This is a genomic window from Microbacterium sp. C7(2022), from assembly GCF_028823665.1.
Taxonomy (GTDB): Bacteria; Actinomycetota; Actinomycetes; order Actinomycetales; family Microbacteriaceae; genus Microbacterium.
The window spans coordinates 46,317-64,271 of the sequence record NZ_JAPEHV010000009.1 but is presented as its reverse complement, the minus strand read 5'-3'; the positions used below and the strand labels follow the sequence as shown (position 1 = coordinate 64,271).

13 protein-coding genes are annotated in these 17,955 nt (G+C 65.6%); 6 read left to right on the top strand and 7 right to left on the bottom strand.

What is annotated here, in order from left to right; genetic code table 11:
- Positions 1-205 precede the first annotated feature (205 nt).
- Positions 206-1,255 (bottom strand): LLM class F420-dependent oxidoreductase, encoded by a 1,050-nt coding sequence (locus ON062_RS13390; RefSeq protein ID WP_274647640.1) that lies wholly within the window; start codon positions 1,253-1,255, stop codon positions 206-208.
- 175 nt (positions 1,256-1,430) lie between these two features.
- Here ON062_RS13390 and ON062_RS13385 point away from each other — a divergent pair, with 175 nt between their 5' ends.
- On the top strand, positions 1,431-3,392 hold the full coding sequence (locus ON062_RS13385; protein ID WP_274647639.1) for a BCCT family transporter: 1,962 nt from the start codon (positions 1,431-1,433) through the stop codon (positions 3,390-3,392).
- A gap of 22 nt (positions 3,393-3,414) precedes the next feature.
- Here the strand turns inward: ON062_RS13385 and ON062_RS13380 are convergent, their stop codons facing one another.
- From ON062_RS13380 to ON062_RS13365, 4 genes are all read right to left on the bottom strand, one after another.
- The gene (locus ON062_RS13380; RefSeq protein WP_274647638.1) at positions 3,415-3,714 is read right to left on the bottom strand and encodes a hypothetical protein; all 300 of its coding nucleotides are present in this window, start codon (positions 3,712-3,714) and stop codon (positions 3,415-3,417) included.
- A gap of 79 nt (positions 3,715-3,793) precedes the next feature.
- Positions 3,794-4,723 carry an ion transporter gene (locus tag ON062_RS13375; RefSeq protein WP_274647637.1) on the bottom strand — a complete coding sequence of 310 codons (930 nt, stop codon included), beginning with the start codon at positions 4,721-4,723 and terminating at the stop codon, positions 3,794-3,796.
- 65 nt (positions 4,724-4,788) lie between these two features.
- Positions 4,789-6,402, bottom strand: coding sequence for an amidohydrolase (locus ON062_RS13370; protein ID WP_274647636.1), 1,614 nt, complete (start codon positions 6,400-6,402; stop codon positions 4,789-4,791).
- On the bottom strand, positions 6,399-8,048 hold the full coding sequence (locus ON062_RS13365; RefSeq protein WP_274647635.1) for an MFS transporter: 1,650 nt from the start codon (positions 8,046-8,048) through the stop codon (positions 6,399-6,401). The genes ON062_RS13370 and ON062_RS13365 overlap by 4 nt, the downstream gene beginning before the upstream one ends.
- A 158-nt stretch (positions 8,049-8,206) precedes the next feature.
- Between ON062_RS13365 and ON062_RS13360 the strand changes: the two genes are divergently transcribed.
- Positions 8,207-9,751 (top strand): MFS transporter, encoded by a 1,545-nt coding sequence (locus ON062_RS13360; RefSeq protein ID WP_274647634.1) that lies wholly within the window; start codon positions 8,207-8,209, stop codon positions 9,749-9,751.
- 173 nt (positions 9,752-9,924) lie between these two features.
- Here ON062_RS13360 and ON062_RS13355 read toward each other — a convergent pair whose 3' ends face one another.
- Positions 9,925-10,470, bottom strand: coding sequence for a type 1 glutamine amidotransferase domain-containing protein (locus ON062_RS13355; protein WP_274647633.1), 546 nt, complete (start codon positions 10,468-10,470; stop codon positions 9,925-9,927).
- Positions 10,471-10,583: 113 nt separating this feature from the next.
- On the opposite strand from ON062_RS13355, the gene ON062_RS13350 reads away from it, so the two are divergent.
- Entirely contained in the window at positions 10,584-11,918 is a 1,335-nt protein-coding gene (locus tag ON062_RS13350; protein ID WP_274647632.1) for an NAD(P)/FAD-dependent oxidoreductase, read from the top strand.
- Here ON062_RS13350 and ON062_RS13345 read toward each other — a convergent pair.
- Positions 11,912-13,201 carry a sodium:proton antiporter gene (locus tag ON062_RS13345; RefSeq protein WP_274647631.1) on the bottom strand — a complete coding sequence of 430 codons (1,290 nt, stop codon included), beginning with the start codon at positions 13,199-13,201 and terminating at the stop codon, positions 11,912-11,914. The genes ON062_RS13350 and ON062_RS13345 overlap by 7 nt on opposite strands.
- A gap of 122 nt (positions 13,202-13,323) precedes the next feature.
- On the opposite strand from ON062_RS13345, the gene ON062_RS13340 reads away from it, so the two are divergent.
- From ON062_RS13340 to ON062_RS13330, 3 genes are all read left to right on the top strand, one after another.
- Positions 13,324-14,916 carry a Na+/H+ antiporter NhaC family protein gene (locus ON062_RS13340; protein ID WP_274647630.1) on the top strand — a complete coding sequence of 531 codons (1,593 nt, stop codon included), beginning with the start codon at positions 13,324-13,326 and terminating at the stop codon, positions 14,914-14,916.
- Between the two features lie 107 nt (positions 14,917-15,023).
- Positions 15,024-16,478 carry a glutamate decarboxylase gene (locus tag ON062_RS13335; RefSeq protein ID WP_274647629.1) on the top strand — a complete coding sequence of 485 codons (1,455 nt, stop codon included), beginning with the start codon at positions 15,024-15,026 and terminating at the stop codon, positions 16,476-16,478.
- Between the two features lie 22 nt (positions 16,479-16,500).
- Positions 16,501-17,949: a DUF1254 domain-containing protein gene (locus ON062_RS13330; RefSeq protein ID WP_274647628.1), complete on the top strand. Its 1,449-nt coding sequence runs from the start codon at positions 16,501-16,503 to the stop codon at positions 17,947-17,949.
- Positions 17,950-17,955 lie beyond the last annotated feature (6 nt).

Here is a 17,955-nt window from a genome sequence, read left to right as displayed (position 1 = left end):
CCCCCAACCACCCCCAGGCAACAGCAGGAATGACACCACACGACGGGACTTGACCGCGGAGCGCGTCAGCCCCGAGCTGCGCCCCCAGAATTTGCGTCTACGGGCAGCAGATCCTGGGGGCGGAACGTCGGGGCGGGGGCGGAACGTCGGGGCGGGGGCGGAACGTCGGGGTGGGGCGGGGCGCCGCGGGGCGGGCGCCTCGGAGCTAGGACGCGCGGGTCAGCTCCAACAGCGAGACCACGTCGTCGAGGCGCTGTTCGGGCGCCTCGGCGACCGGCGCGAGCAAGAGCGTCGTGACTCCGGATGCCGCGAAGGCGGCGATCCGCTCTTGCAGCACATCGGGGCCACCGAACAGCGACACCCCGCTCACCAGCTCGTCGGGAACAGCAGCCATCGCCTCGGTGCGGCGGCCAGCAAGGTAGAGCTCCTGGATATCCCGCGCCTCGGCCTCGTACCCGTAGCGCACCGCGATGTCGTTGTAGAAGTTCTTCCCCTTCGCGCCCATCCCACCGATGTACAGCGCGAGTTGCGCGCGCACCGCCATCAGGGCGGCAGGCGATGGCTCGCCGTAAGAGAAGAAGACCTGCACCTGAACATCCAGGTTGCCCAGCGCGGCATCCCGCTTGGCGAGACCCTTCGCCAGCGATTCGCCCCACACCCGATCGGCACGGTTCGGGTCGTAGAAGATCGGCTGCCACCCCTCGGCGATCTCGGCCACCTGAGCGACGCTCTGCGGTCCGAGGGCTGCGATCGAGATCGGCACTCGCTCGCGTCGCGGGGTGTTGATCAGTTTGAGTGGCTTGCCGAGGCCCGACCCGCCCGCCTCGCGGCTGAGCGGAACGGTGTAGTTGCGGCCCGCGTGCACAACCGGGTCGCGCCGCCACACCTGTCGGCAGATGTCGACGATCTCGCGCGTGCGGCCGAGCGGCGCGTCGTATGGCACGCCATGGAAGCCCTCGATCACCTGCGGGCCCGACGCGCCGATGCCCAGTGTGAACCCTCCGGGCGCGAGCGAGTCCAAGCTCGCCGCGGTCATGGCGGTCAGGCTCGGCGTGCGCGTGTACAGCTGGAAGATGTTCGACATCAGCGAGACGCGCTGCGTCTTCGCGGCGAGATAGCCGAGTCGGCTCACCGCATCGAACGAGTACGCCTCGGCGACCGCGATCGTGTCGAGCCCCGCCGACTCGTAGGTGTCGATCGCGTCGGCGATCTCGTGGATGTCGGTGGAATAGTTCTGGATCAAACCGAACTGCATCGCTCGCTGCCTCTCGTCGACGACGTGCGCCTGTGCACGACCGAGGGGAACGATACCCGACCCACCTCCCCGCCCAGTTCACAGGTTTCTGTAAGGTGGATGCCACGAATCACGACGACCGAAACGAAAACAGTCGGCGTACTCGCGATGCGGGGGCCGCAGAGGAGACACGTCGATGAGCGCAAAAAAGACGGCCGACGCGGCCCAAGACACGGAATCGAAGAAGATTCTCAAAGATGTCACCCACCCGGCGCTGATCCCCGGGATCGGCGTCGAAGATACGCCGCGAGCGTTTGCCACCAACTGGGCAGTATTCGGCATCGCCGGCGTCATGGTGCTCGGCGTCGTGATCTGGGGGTTCGCGGCGCCCGAGAGCATCAGCGAGGTCGGGTCTGCGTCGCTCGCGTGGGTGACCACCAACTTCGGATGGCTGTTCTCGGCGCTCGCGCTCGTCACGATCGCGTTCATGTTCATCGTCGGATACGGCCGCACTGGCGGCATCCGACTCGGAGCAGACGACGAAGCACCCGAGTTCTCCACCCCCTCGTGGATCGCGATGCTGTTCTCAGCCGGCATGGGCATCGGCCTCCTGTTCTGGGGGTCGGCCGAGCCGCTCTACTACTTCAACAACGTGCCGCCGGGATTCGACACCGAACCGGGCACCGAGGGAGCGATGCTCGATGCGCTCTCGCAGTCGATCCTGCACTGGGGTCCGCTCGCGTGGGCGTTCTACGCACTCGTCGGCGGAGCCATCGCCTACGCCGCCTACCGGCGCGGTCGTCGGCCGCTGATCTCGGCCATCTTCCAGCCGATCTTCGGCGACAAGACCGAAGGGCCCATCGGCGCGGCGATCGACGTCTTCGCGATCATCGTCACGCTGTTCGGCACGGGCGTCACGCTCGGCATGGGCACGCTGCAGATCGCGAGCGGTGTCGAATTCGTCACCGGGGCCGGCCCGCTGGGTAACACCGCGATCATCGTGATCATCACGGTGCTCACGGCAGCATTCGTGGTGTCAGCCGTGTCGGGCATCAAGCGTGGCATCCGGGCCCTGTCGAACATCAACATGGTGCTCGCCGGCGTGATCGGCCTGTTCATATTCATCGTGGGCCCGACACTGTTCTTGCTGAACATCGTTCCCGCCAGTGTTCCCGCGTTCCTCAACGACCTGTGGATGATGTTGATGCGCAACCCCACGCAGGGCGAGGACGCGGCCGCGTTCATGGCCAGCTGGACGAACTACTACTGGGCCTGGTGGATCTCGTGGACCCCCTTCGTGGGCATGTTCATCGCGAAGATCTCGCGCGGGCGCACGCTGCGCCAGTTCGTCACGGTCGTCATCATCGTTCCGTCGGCGGTGTGCATCGCGTGGTTCGGCATCATGGGCGGCACCGCGATGCTGTTCGAGTTGCAGGGGCTGGGCATCAGCGAGGCGGGCGGCTCACAGGCGGTGCTGTTCGCGTTGTTGTCGAACCTTCCCCTCGGCGCGGCGGTGTCGGTGGTCGCCATGATCTCAATCGTGTTGTTCTTCGTCACCTCGGCCGACTCGGCGGCCATCGTCATGGCGTCGATGAGCCAGCGGGGCAAGCCCGAGCCGTCGACCTGGGTGACGATCACGTGGGGCCTCCTGCTGGGTGCGGCCGCGCTCGCCCTGCTGCTCGCGGGTGGCGAGACTGCCCTGTCTGGTCTGCAGTCGATCATGGTGGTGACCGCCTTGCCGTTCGCGATCATCGTGATCGGCATCATGTTCGCCTGGGCGAAAGAGTTGCGCACCGACCCGTACATGCTGCGGCGGCGGTATGCCAAGGCGGCCATCGCGCAGGGTGTGCGCCTGGGAATCGCCGAGCATGGCGACGACTTCGTGTTCGGCGCTACCGAGGTGCCCGCCGACGAGGGCGCTGGCGCGGGTTTCGACTCGGAAGACCCGGCGCTCACCGAGTGGTACGAGACCGCGACTGGCCAGATCGCGGTCGTGACTGCCGACGACGTGCGCCGCACGCTCGACCCCGGTCACATCGAGCCCAAAGGGCCCGAGAATCCACGTCACACGGCGTCGGGTGACGCCTCGCTCACGGTGGGCGAGAACCGGCGCGCGGAGCGCGAAGCACGTCGTCGAGCGAAGGACTCCGAAGAGTAACTATCGCCGCCGCCGCTCGAGCCTACGCCGCGGTGCCCGGGCTGAGCGGCGGCAGGTGAGGGATGGGCACCGGGCGAGTTGATGCGCGGCGCCGCGGGACCGTCGAGCGTTCGAGCGCTTCGAGCGCGTCTGCGGGCGACATGAAGTGCTCCGGAAGCCCGAGGTCACGCGACCACGTGACATCGAACTCGAGCTCGTCGACTTCGTACACGCGTCCGACGATGCGACGCGGATCGTGTTCGGTCAGGGATGCGTCGACGAGCATCCATTCCATCGATGACACCCGCACGAGGTTGAATCGACGATGCAGCGGATATGACATGGGCAACCTCCGTGATTAGCGTTCCCCCGAACGGTAAGAAGAACGCTAATCGACCTGCGATTTATCCAGCAGGGGCTTGCTATTTTCGCGCGAGTAGGTCACGCACTTCGGCGAGCGCCTGCTCGGACTGAGCGAGCAGTTGCTCGATCCTCGCATCACGGTCCTCTTCCGCTTCGCGTTCGTCCGCTTCCTCCGAGGCCCGCACTCCTGCCGCGACGGCACCGGATGCCGCGCCGGCGGCGACACCTTGCGCGGCTGGTGCTGCGAGCGCCTCGTCGTCGACGGATTCGATGTCGGATGCCGCGCCCGTGGCATCCGCGCCCTCCTCATCCCCCTTCGAGCCGAGGAAGGCGTTCGCCAGGTACCCGGTGAAGGTACCGAAGATGCCGACGCCGACGATGATGATCAGTACTCCGATGAAGCGGCCGACCTGGCTGACCGGATAGTGATCGCCATAACCCACGGTCGAGATCGTGACGACGGTGTACCAGAGCGCGTCCGACGCGGTGGTGATGTTGGCACCTTCGACGTCTTCTTCGGCCAAGAGGACGGCGAGGCTGCCGAACTGGAGGACGAACACGCCCATCAACAGCAGCGTCATCAGGGCACTGTCGGCGCGATCGCGCACCAGCGTGTTCCACACCGTGCGGCCGCCGACTTCGGACAGCAGACGGAACACCCGGATCACGCGGAAAAGACGCAGAATCTTCAGCTGCGGGAACGGCAGGCTCGCGAGCAGGTCGGCCCACCCGAAGTAGCGGAAGAAGTATGCGCTCGCGGACTTCGCCGTCACGATTCGGTAGATGAAGTCGCCGAGGAAGATCAGGCTGAACAGGGCGTTCATGACGCTCAGCACGGTCTGCATCGCGGGGTCGTCGGCGAGCGCGAAGACCAGCACGATGTTTGCGATCGACAGCAGCGATAGCACGCCAATGAAGATCTCGTAGGCAGTGTCCTTGAGCTCGGCGCGCGCCGCTTCGCGCCGCTCAGCCCTGCTCAGCTTGCTCATCCGCGCCTCCTCGGGATCTTCGCTTCTCGAAGACCCTACCGGCGTGGCCGCGAGGCCTCGGATGATCAGGCCTCGTAGACGGCCTTTCCGCGCTTGAAGGTGGCGACAACGGGGATGCCCGGGATGTCGTCGTGTTCGACGTCGAGAAGGTTGCGCTCGAGTACCACCAGGTCGGCGAGCTTGCCCACCTCGATCGAGCCGCGGTCGTCTTCGCACCGGTGTTCGTACGCCGCGTTGATCGTGAGCGCACGCAGGCCCTCGAGCGGCGTCACACGCTCGCCCTCGCCGAGCACGACACCGCCCGTCGAGCGACGCACCACCGAGGACCACAACAGCAGGAGCGGATTGATCGGCGTGATCGGGTAGTCGGAGTGGTTGGTCGGTCGCAGACCACGATCGATCGCGGAGCGCATCGGTGAGATCCCGAAGGCGCGCTTCTCACCGAAGTTCTTGATGTGGGTGTCGCCGAACAGATACGTGTGCACCGTGAACATCGAGGGCTCGAACCCCTCGGCGACGTATTCGTCGAGCTGATCAATGCGCATGACCTGGGAGTGGATGGGAATCGTGCGTCCCGGCGCCTGCGCACCGCTGGCCACCGCAGCGCGGTGCGCGTTCAGCAACTGGTCAATGGCGCCGTCGCCGTTCACGTGCGCGAACACCTGGATACCGTGCTGGTACGCGAGGGCGACCACTTTGTCCGTCGTCTCTTGGTCGATCACCGAGATGCCGTGCCAGTGGTGCTCCCCGCCAGGACCACCGGTGACGTACTCTTCCGTCACCCGCGCGGTGCGCCCTTGCGGCGAACCATCCAGGATCAGCTTGGTGCCTTGCACTGTGTGGCCTGCGGAGGTCGTCCCGACGAGGCCTGACTCGATCCCCTCTTCGAGCTCGTTGAAGATCACGAGCGAACGGACATCAATAGGAATGCCCTTGTCGGACTCGGCGAGTTGTCGAATGTTGCGGACCTGCTCCATCGTGGCCGCACCATCCTGCACCGTGGTCATCCCCCAGCGCGCATACTCGTGCAGCATCGCGAGCATCGCGGACTCTTCGTAGTCGAGCAGGCTGAACACCAGCGGCATCCAGGCCTGCTCCCACAGCACACCGTTCGGCTTCTCGGTACCCGGGTAGCGGACGATGGTCCCACCGTCGGGGTCTGCAACGCCGTCGACGAACCCGGCGGCTTCGAGCACGCGCGTGTTTGCGACACCGCCGTGGCCCGAGATGTGCACGACCACGACCTTGTGGTCGGGGAACTCGCGGTCAAGCAGGTCTGCCGTCACCGCACCGTCGTCATCCATCTCTTCGGGGTAGTAGCCCCATCCGATGACGTACTCACCCGGCGCCGGGTTGTTGCGCTCTTTGGCCTCGTGCAGTTTGCGCACGATGTCATCGACCGTATGCACGTCGCCGGTCGGAGCCGGCTGCAGCGCTGCGTGCTTGATGTACGGCGCTCCCATCGACACGTGACTGTGCGCATCGACGAAGCCGGGGATGACAGTCTTGCCGTCAAGGTCGATCACGCGCGTGGTGTCGTCTGCGAGTGCTCCCACCTCGGCAGCGGTGCCGACGGCGCTGATCAGCCCGTCCGTGACGGCGATCGCCTCAGCGAGAGTGTCGGCGTCATCGACGGTGATGACGGTGCCGCCGGTGAGAATGAGTTGGGGTGCGGTCATGACTGATCTCCCTTGTCGGTGCGTGCGTCGGGGGTGTCGGTGGGCGAGTCGGCGGAACCTGTGCTGAGCGCGACAGGCTTTCCGTTGAGGTCCAGCGGACCGTTGACCAGTGTCCCGGCTTTGCGCATGCGCCCGGCTCGCCAGAAGAAGAGCGTCGAGATGATCGCGAAGACGGTGAGGATGCCGGCGAAGATGAACATCGTGCCGTTGAACGAGGTGACGAAGATCTCGGATGCCTGTGCGATCACCTGCTCCACCAGGTCGGGGTCGTACTCCGACATGTCTCCGCCGGAAACGTACTGCGTGATGAGGCCGGTGTACTGCCCCTGCTGGCTCGGCTCGACGTTCGCCTCCGCGAACGCCTCCGCGATCCCTCGCCCGTACTGACCGAACAGGAACGTGGACGACAGCGCCGTACCGAGGGCGAAACTCATCTGCCCGATAGCAGTCTTCGACGACGCCATGGCGCCGGTCAGCGCTGGCGGCGGCTTGCTGACGAAGTATTGACCCATCGTGGTTTCGTTGAGCATGCGGGCGAACCCACCGATGACCATTGGGATGCAGAAGAAGATGTACGGCGCACTGACGGTGGTGAAGCCGAACCAGATCAGCGTCCCGATCAACAAGACGTGGCCGACGATGAGGTTCGCCGCCGCCGGAATACCCTTCGACAGCAGGCGGCCGGCGACGGTAGCACCGATCACCATGGCGATGCTCATCGGCATTTGGCCGAGGCTCACCTGGAGCGGCTGGTAGAGGAACACGTACTGCCACAGCATGGACAGTTGGATCATCACCACGGCCTGCCACATGTTGAACGAGAAGCCCACCGCGACCGAGCCGGCCAATTCGGGGTCCTTGAACAGTTTGACCGGGAACGCGGGGGATGCGGTGCGCGCCTCCCACCACACGAACACGATGAACGCGACAACCCCCACACCGATTGGCACGAGAACCACGGCCGAGGTCCAGCCCGCGCTTGCCGCGCTGGAGAGCCCGTAGATGATGCCGGCCATGGTGACGGCGATGGCCAAGAGCCCGACGTAGTCGAATTTTCCGGGGTTTGGTGCTTTCGCCTCGGGAAGACCTCTCATGCACATCAGGAACGCGATGGCGGCCACGAGAGGCATCAGCAGATAGCCGAATCGCCACCCGATTCCCGCCATCCAGCCCGCGACGACGCCGAGAACGAGGGCCGCGGCCGTCTGCCCGGCCAACCAGAATGCCACGGCTTTGGGGATGTTGTTGGGCAGGACTTCTCGTAGCAGAGCGAAGCTCAATCCGAAGGCGGCGGCGATGCCGATCCCGGTGGTGGCGCGCCCCGCCATGAAGACCAGAGTGGTCGGGGCGATCGCGGTGATCACGCCACCCAAACCGGCGACGACAAGCCCGGCGAGCATGACCTTGCGTCGACCCAACCGGTCGCCGAGCGAGCCGGTGGTGAGGATGAACGCCGCGAGGGCGAGCGTGCCGATGCTCGCGGCAAAGGCCCGCTCTGATGCGGACATCCCCAAATCGATGGATGCCCCGACGATGGCGATGTTGTTCGCCGTGGGGTCGACCACCTGCAGACACGACGCCGCGGTCAGTGCGATGAGCGCCGCCGTCGTTCCCTTTTTCACCCTACTGCCGGTCGTTTCAGTCACCAGTGCCTCCAGCGGCATCATCAGCGGAACCCTCGCGGGCCAGACACTAGCAGAGCCGGTTGTCGCCGCGAAAGAGCGAAAGTGATGCCGGTCAGGGGCGGTTTGCGATACGTTCGGCGAGGAGAGGCGGCCGCGCCCATCACCGAGCAGGGAGCCCCATGACGTCATCGTTGACCACCGCTGCGCCCGAGCGATTCAGTGCTCGGCAGTGGATGCTCCTCATCGGATGCGGCATGGGCTTCGCGATCACCGGGGCCGACCCTGCCGTGTTCTCCGCAAACATCTCACTGATCCGCGCCGATCTCGGGCTGTCGGGATCCGAGACGGGTTTCATCGCATCCCTCGCCACGCTGATGCTCGCGGCAACGATCCTCGGCGCAGGCGTGCTGGGCGACATCCTCGGCAAGAAGCAGATGTTCATCGCCGGCGCGGTGATCACCCTGGTCGGCGAGGTCATGGTGAGCCTGTCGGGCAGTTTCCCGGTGCTCATCGTCGCGCGCATCGTGGTCGGTGTCGGGTTTGCCTTCTTGCTCGGGCTGTCGCTGACGATCGTGAATTCTTCGTTCACCCCCGCGCAACGCCCCCGCGCCATCGGCAGCTACCTGGCGATGGCGTTCGCGTGTACGGCACCAATGCCCGCGATCGCGAGTCTGGTCGCCACAAGTATCGGATGGCGTACAGGGTTCTTGGTCTTCGCCCTGTTCGCCCTCATCACCGCGTTGCTCGCGTGGGCGTTCATCGACGTCATCCCCAAGGCCACCGGCCGGCGGTTCGATATCGTCGGGATTCTCCTCGCGGCGGTCACGCTCGTAGGCCTAGTGCTGGGCATCTCACGCCTGCAGGACGGCATCAACACGGCATCCCTGATCCCCCTCGGGATCGGAATCGTCGGCGCCGTGGGCTTTATTCTCGTCGAACGGCGGATCGATCAACCGGCCCTCGACCTGGGCTTGTTCAGCCGAGGACGCTTCAATGTCGGCGTTGCCGCTGGGGCGACCTTCAACTTCATGACCGGTGGTTTCACGCTGCTCGTCTCGTACTACCTGGTCGTCGTGCAGGAGACATCGACGGCGATCCTCGGCTTGCTGATGATGCCGGCCGCCATCATTCAGGCCTTCGCCGCGGGCTGGGCCGGCCGTCTGATCACAAAGCTCGGGTCACGAAACGCTCTGCTCATCGGCCTGACTACCTGCACCGTCACGTGCCTCGTGTTCGCCTCGCTCGGGCCGAACGCATCCTTGTGGCTGGTGCTCATCGCCTTCATCATGCTGTCGCTCTCCAACGCGCTGACCCAGACACCCGAGTCGAACCTGATGATGAGCTACGCCCCCAAAGAACTGGGCGGCTCGATCGCTGGTGTGAAGTCCGGAATCGGCCAGACCTTTTACTCCCTGGGACCGGTTGTGTTCATGGTCATCGCGAGCTTCTTCCTCTCGACCTCAGGCGCCTCGCTCCCCGATGGCGTCGCCCCCGATGACGTTCGCGATTCTCTGGACTCGACCACGTCGACCTCGAGCAGCACCGGCGGAGGCGGCAACCAAGTCCTCGATCCCGATCAGGTGGCGGCGATCACCGACGGCATCCGCGATCAGTTCGCTCACTCTCTGCAGCTGACAAGCCTCGTAGCGGCGATCGTGCCCATCACCGCACTCATCCTGACCTTGCGCCTGCTGCCCAAGCGCACCAAGACCGCACAGGATTGAGCTCCCCGAGCTGCCTCGAGCGCTGCACGGGGCGGCTCGCTACTCGCGACAGCCCATGAGGAAGATTCGCCCCATGAGGATGGTCTCGCTGCGAACGCCCTCATGGGGTGAATTTTCCTCAGTTGATGTCGGATGCTGCTCACTGCCAGTCATCATGTCTCTCCCTCTGTCGGTCACGCCGTTTGATCGGCGTGACGCCCTTCGGCGACTTCTTCGATGAGCTTGGCGTTGAAGGCGGGCAGGTCATCAGGGGTGCGACTCGTGACGAAACCCGCATCCACCACCACTTCCTCATCAACCCACGTGGCACCAGCGTTGACAAGGTCGGTCTTCAGGCTCGGATAGCTGGTCAGCTTACGCCCGTTCACCACGCCCGATTCGATGAGCGTCCATGCGGCATGGCAGATCGCGGCGACCGGCTTGTGCTGTTCGAAGAACGCGGCTGCGAATGCCACCGATGTCTCGTCCATCCTGAGGTGATCGGCATTCACGACGCCACCCGGGAGGACGAGCGCGTCGAACGCGCCGGCATCCGCGTCCGTGACCGCCAGGTCGACCTGCTGCTCATGACCGTTCTTACCGGTGATGGTTCCCGATTCGGGCGAGATCATTGTCGCGTGTGCTCCGGCATCCGTCACCGCTTTCCACGGCGAGGTCAGCTCGGAATCTTCGAATCCGTCGGTGGACAAGAACGCGATGCGCTTTCCGTTGAGTTCCATGGACGCCACGTTAGGTAGCCCGGAACGATCAGTGCAGGGGGTTGACAAGTACGCCCCGAGACTCCAAGGGCGGTAGCGTCGGACGCGCGGAAACATCACCGAGGAGGCCGCGGATGAAGCGCGTGGACACGATCATCGTCGGCGCGGGTATCGCGGGACTCACCGCGGCGCGGTTGCTTCAGCGCGCCGGTCAGGAAGTCGTCGTCCTCGAGGCGCGAGACCGCATCGGCGGGCGGGTGACAACGGTGCGCACTCACGGCATGGCCACCGACATGGGCGCGTCGTGGATCCATGGCATCGTCGACAGTCCGGTCGCCGCCGCGGCCGAGGCGTTCGGCATGCGCATGCGCGAGTTCACCGTGGGCGGCTACCAGCCCGACTCGCGCCCGATCGCGCACTATGACCCTGAGGGCACGCGCCTGAGCGATGAGGCAGCCCACCGCTACACCACCGATATCCACGAGGCAGATGCCGCGCTCGTCTCGGTGATCGCCGAGTCTGCGCCTGATGCGTCGTACCGCGATGTCACCGAAGCCGCTTTGGCGCAGCAGGGCTGGGCCCCCGAGCGCACTCAGCGCGTGCGCGAGTACTTCGAGCACCGCGCCGAAGAGCAGTACGGGGTGCACATCGATGATCTCGCCGCGCACGGACTCGACGACGATGAGATTTCGGGCGATGAAGTGGTGTTCCCCGATGGCTACGATCGCCTGGCCGACGGCCTGGTGACGGGGCTGGATGTGCGACTCGAGCACGTCGTGACGCGAGTGCAGTGGTCGGATGCCGGGGTGCACGTCACCACCGACTTCGGCGACTTCAGCGCCGACCGCGCGATCATCACGGTGCCGGTCGGCGTGTTGCGCGGCGACGACTTCACGATCGATCCGCCGCTCCCCGAACCCGTGGCTGGCGCCCTGTCACGCCTGCGCATGAACGCATTCGAGAAGGTGTTCCTTCGTTTCGAGAAGAAGTTCTGGGACGAGGACGTCTACGCGATCAGGCAGCAGGGGCCCGAAGGAAAGTGGTGGCACTCGTGGTACGACCTCACCGCCCTGCACGACACCCCCACGCTGCTGACCTTCGCCGCCGGGCCCGCGGCGATCGAGACGTGGGACTGGAGCGAGGCCGAAATCGTCGACTCTGTGCTGGCGCAACTGCGGCGACTGTACGGCGACCGTGTAGGCAAGCCCACGCTCGTCCATGTCACGGACTGGCGCGGCGATCCTTTCGCGCTCGGCTCATACGCCTACATGACTGTGGGGTCGACCACGAACGACCATGACGACCTCGCCACCCCGATCGGCGGCGGTGTGCTGCACCTCGCCGGCGAGGCCACGTGGACCGACGACCCCGCGACGGTCACCGCGGCGCTGTGTTCAGGGCACCGCGCCGCGTGCCGTGTACTCGGGCGCGACATCCCGATCGAGGGCGCCTGGAGCGGCGCTCACTGACCGTCCGCGCGCGAGAACCGGGCGCTGAACTGCCGCCGGAGGCGCGGAAGCACCGTGTTGACCGACTCCTCGGAGTCAGGATCGGATGCCGCCTGCGCGGCGTACCACTTGCGGTACACACCGACGAGGGGCACGGATGTCAGTCCGTGCAGCACGATGCTCAGGGCGATGGTGACCACCACGGTCGTGAGCACGGTCGCTTGTTCGGGAATGCCGCGCTCGAGCGCGATCAGCACGAACACCAGCGATGCGAGCCCCCGCGGGCCGAACCATCCGATGAATGCCTTGGTCGGCATCCGGGCCCCTGAACCTGCCATCACGATGAACACGGGGAGCATTCGCACGACGGTGAGGCTCAGCAGCGCGTAGACGATGATCTGCCACGTGATGTGGGGTGCGGCGATCAGGAACACGACGCCGCCGAAGGTGATCCAGGTAATCGCGGCGAAGACCTCGCCGGCCTCTTCGGCGAACAGTGTCGTCGTGGTGCTCGCGGGGCCGGCAAGGCGACCGAACAAGATGCCGCCGACGAACGCGGCGATGAATCCGCTGCCACCCAGCCCATCGGCGACCGTGAACGCGAGAATCGCACTGGCCAGGGGCAGGATCTGGCGCCATTCACTCGCGATCCACCCTCGGGAATCGGCCAAGTGGAACGCGAGCGCCCCGAAGCATCCGCCGACCGCTCCCCCGAGGATCCCCCATCCGATCTGCGCCCCCATCGCCGACAGCACTGCGGTGGTGACCCCGCCCTTGAGTTCAGCGTTCGCGATCGACAGCGCGACGAGGAAAAGCGGCACGGCGAGCCCGTCGTTGAGACCACTCTCGACATCGAGGGCCTGACGCACGCGCGCCGGTACCTCGGTGTCAGAGATCACGCGGTGCCCGAGCGCCGCGTCGGTGGGCGCGAGCATGATCGCCAGCAGCACAACCGAGGCCAGGGCCATCCCCGGGAAGAGCAGGGTGCCGACGGCAGCGCCCGCAACGATCGTCAGTGGGAGCCCCAGAAGCAGCAGGCGGCTCGGCCACCCCAGCTGGTGACGCAGTTTGCGCAGGTCGAGACGGGTCGCGTCGCTGAACAACAGCAGCACCAGCGCGATCTCGGCGACGCGTTCGACCACCTCGGACTCGAGCTCGATGTCGCTCACCGCGGGGATGATCAGGGCCACCACCAGCCCGGCAGTGGCGAGGAACATCGCCGATGTGATGCTGCGCCGATCCAGCGGGCGCGACAGCGCGCTCCAGATGATGACGATGACCAGCACCGAGACCGTTGCGATCATGGCTTCCCCCTCCGGCCGCGCCTCGCCTCAGGATAGAGGTCACCGGGGCCCGAGGCCGGGGATTCTCGTTGACGTGCGATGCGTGCCAGGCTAGCTTCGACCGCACAGGCAAAGGGGGCCGGATGCTGGAATCAGCACCGTGGTTGACGCTCATTCCGCCGATCATCGCGATCGCGTTGGCGATCATCACGAAGAAAGTGATGCTGAGCCTCGGTGCCGGCGTGCTGACGGCTGCGTTGCTCATCGCGACCTTCGCACCGTTAGAGACACTGTCGCTCATTTGGGAGTCGTTCGCCGCGATCTTCTGGGCTGAAGGCGCTGTGAACACCTGGTACGTGTACATCTTGATCTTCACGATGCTGCTCGGCGTCATCGCCGCGTTCATCATGATGTCAGGCGGCACGAAGGCGTTTGCCGACTGGGCCGTCACGCGCATCCGCACGCGCAAGGGTGGGCAGATGTTGCCGGCGATTCTCGGCATCGTGATCTTCATCGACGACTACTTCAACGCCCTTGCCGTCGGCCAAATCAGCCGGCCCGTGACCGACCAGCACGGGGTGTCGCGCGCGAAGCTGGCCTACATCGTCGACTCGACATCGGCGCCGGTGGCCGTGCTCGCGCCGTTCTCGAGCTGGGGCGCCTACATCATGGGCATCCTCGCCCCGATCGTCGCGGCGTCGACACTCACCATGAGCACCGTCGAGGCGTTCCTGGGCGCAGCGGTCTCGAACTACTACGCGATCGCTGCTGCCGCACTGGTGTGGCTCACCATCTTGCTCCGCGTGGATATCGGGCCGATGCGCAAGGAAGAGCGCCGCGCGCTGTTCGAAGACCGGCCCTTCGCGGAGGGCGAGGTCGTCCCGGGTCAGTTGAGCGAAGATCTCCCCGTGCATGAGCCGGGGGCGAAGCGCGCGATCATCGTGCCGTTCCTCGCGCTCGTGGTCGGCGTGTTCGCGGGCATCGTGTGGACGGGCGTAAGTGCATCGGGCTCGTGGTCGTTCGTCGACATCCTGGCATCCACCGACACCAGCGCCGCTCTGATGGTCGGCGGCCTCCTCGGCATCCTCAGCGCACTGTATTACTACGTGCGCTACACACACTCGAACCCGGACTTCACGTGGGGCACATTCTGGCGCGGCTGGCGGGACGGCGCGAAAGCCATGCTGCCGGCCGTCGGCATCCTGATTCTCGCGTGGATGCTCGGGAGCCTGATCGACACCCTGGGCACCGGAGCGTTCTTGGGCGAACTCGTCGAATCCTCGAACCTCGCGCCGGCGTGGCTCATCCCCGTCGTGTTCGTCCTCGCCGCGGCGATGGCGTTTTCGACGGGCACATCGTGGGGTTCATTCGGGCTGTTGCTGCCGATCGCCGGTGGCATCGTCAATGCGGTGGATGCCCCTGAGTTGCTGTTGCCGATGCTGGGAGCAGTCCTCGCCGGCGCGGTCGCGGGCGACCACAGCTCACCGATCTCTGACACCACGATCCTCTCGGCCACGGGTGCCGGGTGCAATGTGATCACTCACGTCGTCACGCAGCTGCCCCTCGTCGGCATCGCGGGCGGTTCGGCTCTCATCGGGTACGTCGTGCTCGCGGCAACCGACCTGGTCTGGCTGGGCTTGGTCACGACGATCCTGGTGATGGCCGGCACTGTCATCGCGGCCCGCATGGTGCGGCATCCGATCGAGCAAGAGAGCGCACCGGATCACACAATCTGAACGATGCCAGCGCGGCCACCTGACGACACACTCGAGAAAGGAACCGTCAGCCCTATGTCGTCGCCGCCGCGACACGCAAGACTCGACATGCAGCCCGGCAGAAAGGCATGACCATGAACACGCGCCCCGGCGTCGCAGACGCATCCTCGGACGGCCCCGTCGCTCCTGACCAGTCATCCCAGGCATTCACGGGTCTCGGTGACTGGAACCAGCTGAACCCCATCTTCGTGCGCCCCGGCGAGGCCACCGACTTTCCGATGGATCGGCTCCCCGACGCCGAATCCCTCCCCGACACGGCATATCAGGTCGTGCACGACGAGGCGATGCTCGACGGAAACTCCAGGCTGAACCTGGCGACATTCGTCGGCACCTGGATGGACCCCCACGCGAACAAGCTGTATCTCGAAGCTGCCGACAAGAACATGATCGACAAGGACGAGTACCCGCAGACGGCGGCGATCGAAGCGCGCTGCTGGCGGATGCTCGCGAACCTCTGGAACGCACCGGATTCGGCGAACGCCATCGGCACATCCACGATCGGCTCGTCCGAGGCGTGCATGCTGGGCGGGCTCGCGCTGAAGCGCCGCTGGCAACATGCCCGCCGCGCTGCCGGCAAGTCGACCGAGCGGCCCAACCTGGTGCTGTCGAGCGCGGTGCAGGTGTGCTGGGAGAAGTTCTGCAACTACTGGGACGTCGAGGCGCGTTACGTGCCGATCTCAGCAGAGCACCCGGTGCTGGATGGTCACGACCTCGACACCTACGTGGACGAGAACACCATCGGCGTGGTCGCCATCATGGGCGTCACCTACACCGGCATGTACGAGCCGGTGCTCAAGATCGCCGAGGCGCTGGACGCCATCGAAGCGGCGACCGGACTGGACGTGAAGATCCACGTCGACGGCGCTTCGGGCGGCATGATCGCCCCGTTCCTGCAGCCCGAACTCGAGTGGGACTTCCGCGTCGACCGGGTGGTGTCGATCAGCACGTCGGCCCACAAGTACGGGCTCGTGTACCCCGGTCTGGGGTGGGTCGTGTGGCGGTCCGTCGACGACCTGCCGTCCGACCTCGTCTTCGACGTGACGTACCTGGGCGGCCACATGCCCACGTTCGCCCTCAACTTCTCGCGCCCCGGAGCACAGGTGCTGCTGCAGTATTACCTGTTCCTGCGCCTCGGCTTCGACGGCTATCGCAAGGTGCAGGCGACGTGCCGCGACGTCGCGATGTACCTGTCGGGAGAAATCGGCGCGATGGACGCCTTCGAATTGTGGAATGACGGCAGCGACATCCCGGTGTTCGCGTGGCGCCTCGCCGAGGGTCACACCGAGAACTGGAATCTGTACCACTTGTCCGAGAGGCTGCGGCTGAAGGGATGGCTGGTGCCGGCGTACCCGATGCCCGATGACATGCCCGACCTCGTCGTCCAGCGCATCGTCGTGCGCAACGGCCTGAGTCGGAACCTTGCGGAGTCTCTCCTCAGCGACATCCGAGAGGCTGTCGCCGAGCTCGACAGCCTGCAGTCACCGATGCCCGTCATGGGTCAGACCTCTACGTTCACCCACTGATCGCCGACCACCGGAGGACATCATGACCGAGCCAACAGCCGCAGGACTTTCAGCCGAAGACTTCGCGGAGGCGATCGCGTCACTGAGCCTCCCCGATACGATTCCCTCGCCGTTCGGGGATCTGGAGTTCTTCGACGGCGTGCCGCTGCCGCAGACTGTCGGGCGCGCGTACGACGCGCTCGACCTCCTGCGCGGCATCGACGTGTTTCTCAATGCCGTTCCCGGCGCGTCGCTCGTGGCGTTTCGCGCCGGGTTGCGACAGGCCGGGGTCACCACTCCTCGCGAGATCGGCATCACCGAGCCGCGGGCCACGTCGAAGTCGCTCCTGCTGACGCCCAACACTGAGACCACGTACGGCGTGATGATGCTCGACCTGAAGGCGTGGGGACCGACCGTCATCGAAGCGCCGCCCCAGTCCCTGTGCGTCGTGGACGACTTCTGGTTCCGCTACGTCGCCGACATGGGCATCGCCGGTCCGGACGGCGGTGCGGGAGGCACATACCTCTTCCTCCCGCCCGGCTATGACGGCGATGTTCCCGAGGGGTACTTCACCTACCGCACCCCCACCTTCACCAACTTCGTCGTGCTGCGCGCCCTCGGCGGGGTTCCCGCCATGAAGCAGACGAAGATCTATCCGCTCGCCGAGGCAACCGAGCCGACGCCGAACACATTCGTCAACTTCTCTGATCTGTCGATGAACACGATCCACTCGAACGACTTCCACTTCTTCGAAGAGGTGGCGCAGCTCGTGAATGAGGAGCCCGCAGAGGCTCTGGATGCCGAGAGGGCCGGCCAGCTCGCGGCGATCGGGATCTCACACGGACAGCCGTTCGAGCCCGACGAACGCCTGCGCGACATCCTGCAGCACGCGGCGCTCATCGGGGCGGGGATCGCGCGTGTGCTCGCGTATGCTCCCCGCGACCCGGACGCCGTTTTGTACGGCTCGTGGCGGAACGCGTTCGTCGGTGGCAGCTACGAGTTCCTGCGGAACGGTGCCCGCCTGCTCGATGCGCGCACCCAGTACCACTACATGGCGACAGTCATCACACCGGCGATGGCGAAGGCACGCATCGGGGCAGGCTCGGCATACGCCTATGCGCTCGATGACGCCGACGGCAATCCCTTCGACGGCGCCAAGACGTATCGGATGCATGTCGACGCCGAGCCGCCGGCGAAGAACTTCTGGGCTGTCGACCTGTATGACACTCAGACCCGGTCCCTGCTGATCGTGCCCTCGACCGATGCGCCCGCCCTCGCCAGCAACGATGGCCACACGGTGCCGAACGACGACGGGTCGTACGACCTGTACTTTGGACCGACCGCACCCGAGGGCAAGGAGAGCAACTGGGTCGAGACGATCCCCGGCAAGTCGTGGTTCCCCATCTTCCGGGCCTATGGACCGCTGGAGGCGTGGTTCGACCAGAGCTGGAAGCTCAACGACATCGAGCTCGTGGGCGAACCGTCCTTGTAGCACGTT

Bases quoted from the DNA above. Each gene is read 5' to 3' on its own strand.
- ON062_RS13385 (WP_274647639.1), top strand. From the start codon at position 1,431: ATGAGCGCAAAAAAGACGGCCGACGCGGCCCAAGACACGGAATCGAAG.
- ON062_RS13375 (WP_274647637.1), bottom strand. From the start codon at position 4,723: ATGAGCAAGCTGAGCAGGGCTGAGCGGCGCGAAGCGGCGCGCGCCGAG.
- ON062_RS13340 (WP_274647630.1), top strand. From the start codon at position 13,324: ATGCTGGAATCAGCACCGTGGTTGACGCTCATTCCGCCGATCATCGCG.
- ON062_RS13390 (WP_274647640.1), bottom strand. From the start codon at position 1,255: ATGCAGTTCGGTTTGATCCAGAACTATTCCACCGACATCCACGAGATC.
- ON062_RS13330 (WP_274647628.1), top strand. From the start codon at position 16,501: ATGACCGAGCCAACAGCCGCAGGACTTTCAGCCGAAGACTTCGCGGAG.
- ON062_RS13350 (WP_274647632.1), top strand. From the start codon at position 10,584: ATGAAGCGCGTGGACACGATCATCGTCGGCGCGGGTATCGCGGGACTC.
- ON062_RS13345 (WP_274647631.1), bottom strand. From the start codon at position 13,201: ATGATCGCAACGGTCTCGGTGCTGGTCATCGTCATCATCTGGAGCGCG.
- ON062_RS13360 (WP_274647634.1), top strand. From the start codon at position 8,207: ATGACGTCATCGTTGACCACCGCTGCGCCCGAGCGATTCAGTGCTCGG.
- ON062_RS13355 (WP_274647633.1), bottom strand. From the start codon at position 10,470: ATGGAACTCAACGGAAAGCGCATCGCGTTCTTGTCCACCGACGGATTC.
- ON062_RS13380 (WP_274647638.1), bottom strand. From the start codon at position 3,714: ATGTCATATCCGCTGCATCGTCGATTCAACCTCGTGCGGGTGTCATCG.
- ON062_RS13370 (WP_274647636.1), bottom strand. From the start codon at position 6,402: ATGACCGCACCCCAACTCATTCTCACCGGCGGCACCGTCATCACCGTC.
- ON062_RS13335 (WP_274647629.1), top strand. From the start codon at position 15,024: ATGACCATGAACACGCGCCCCGGCGTCGCAGACGCATCCTCGGACGGC.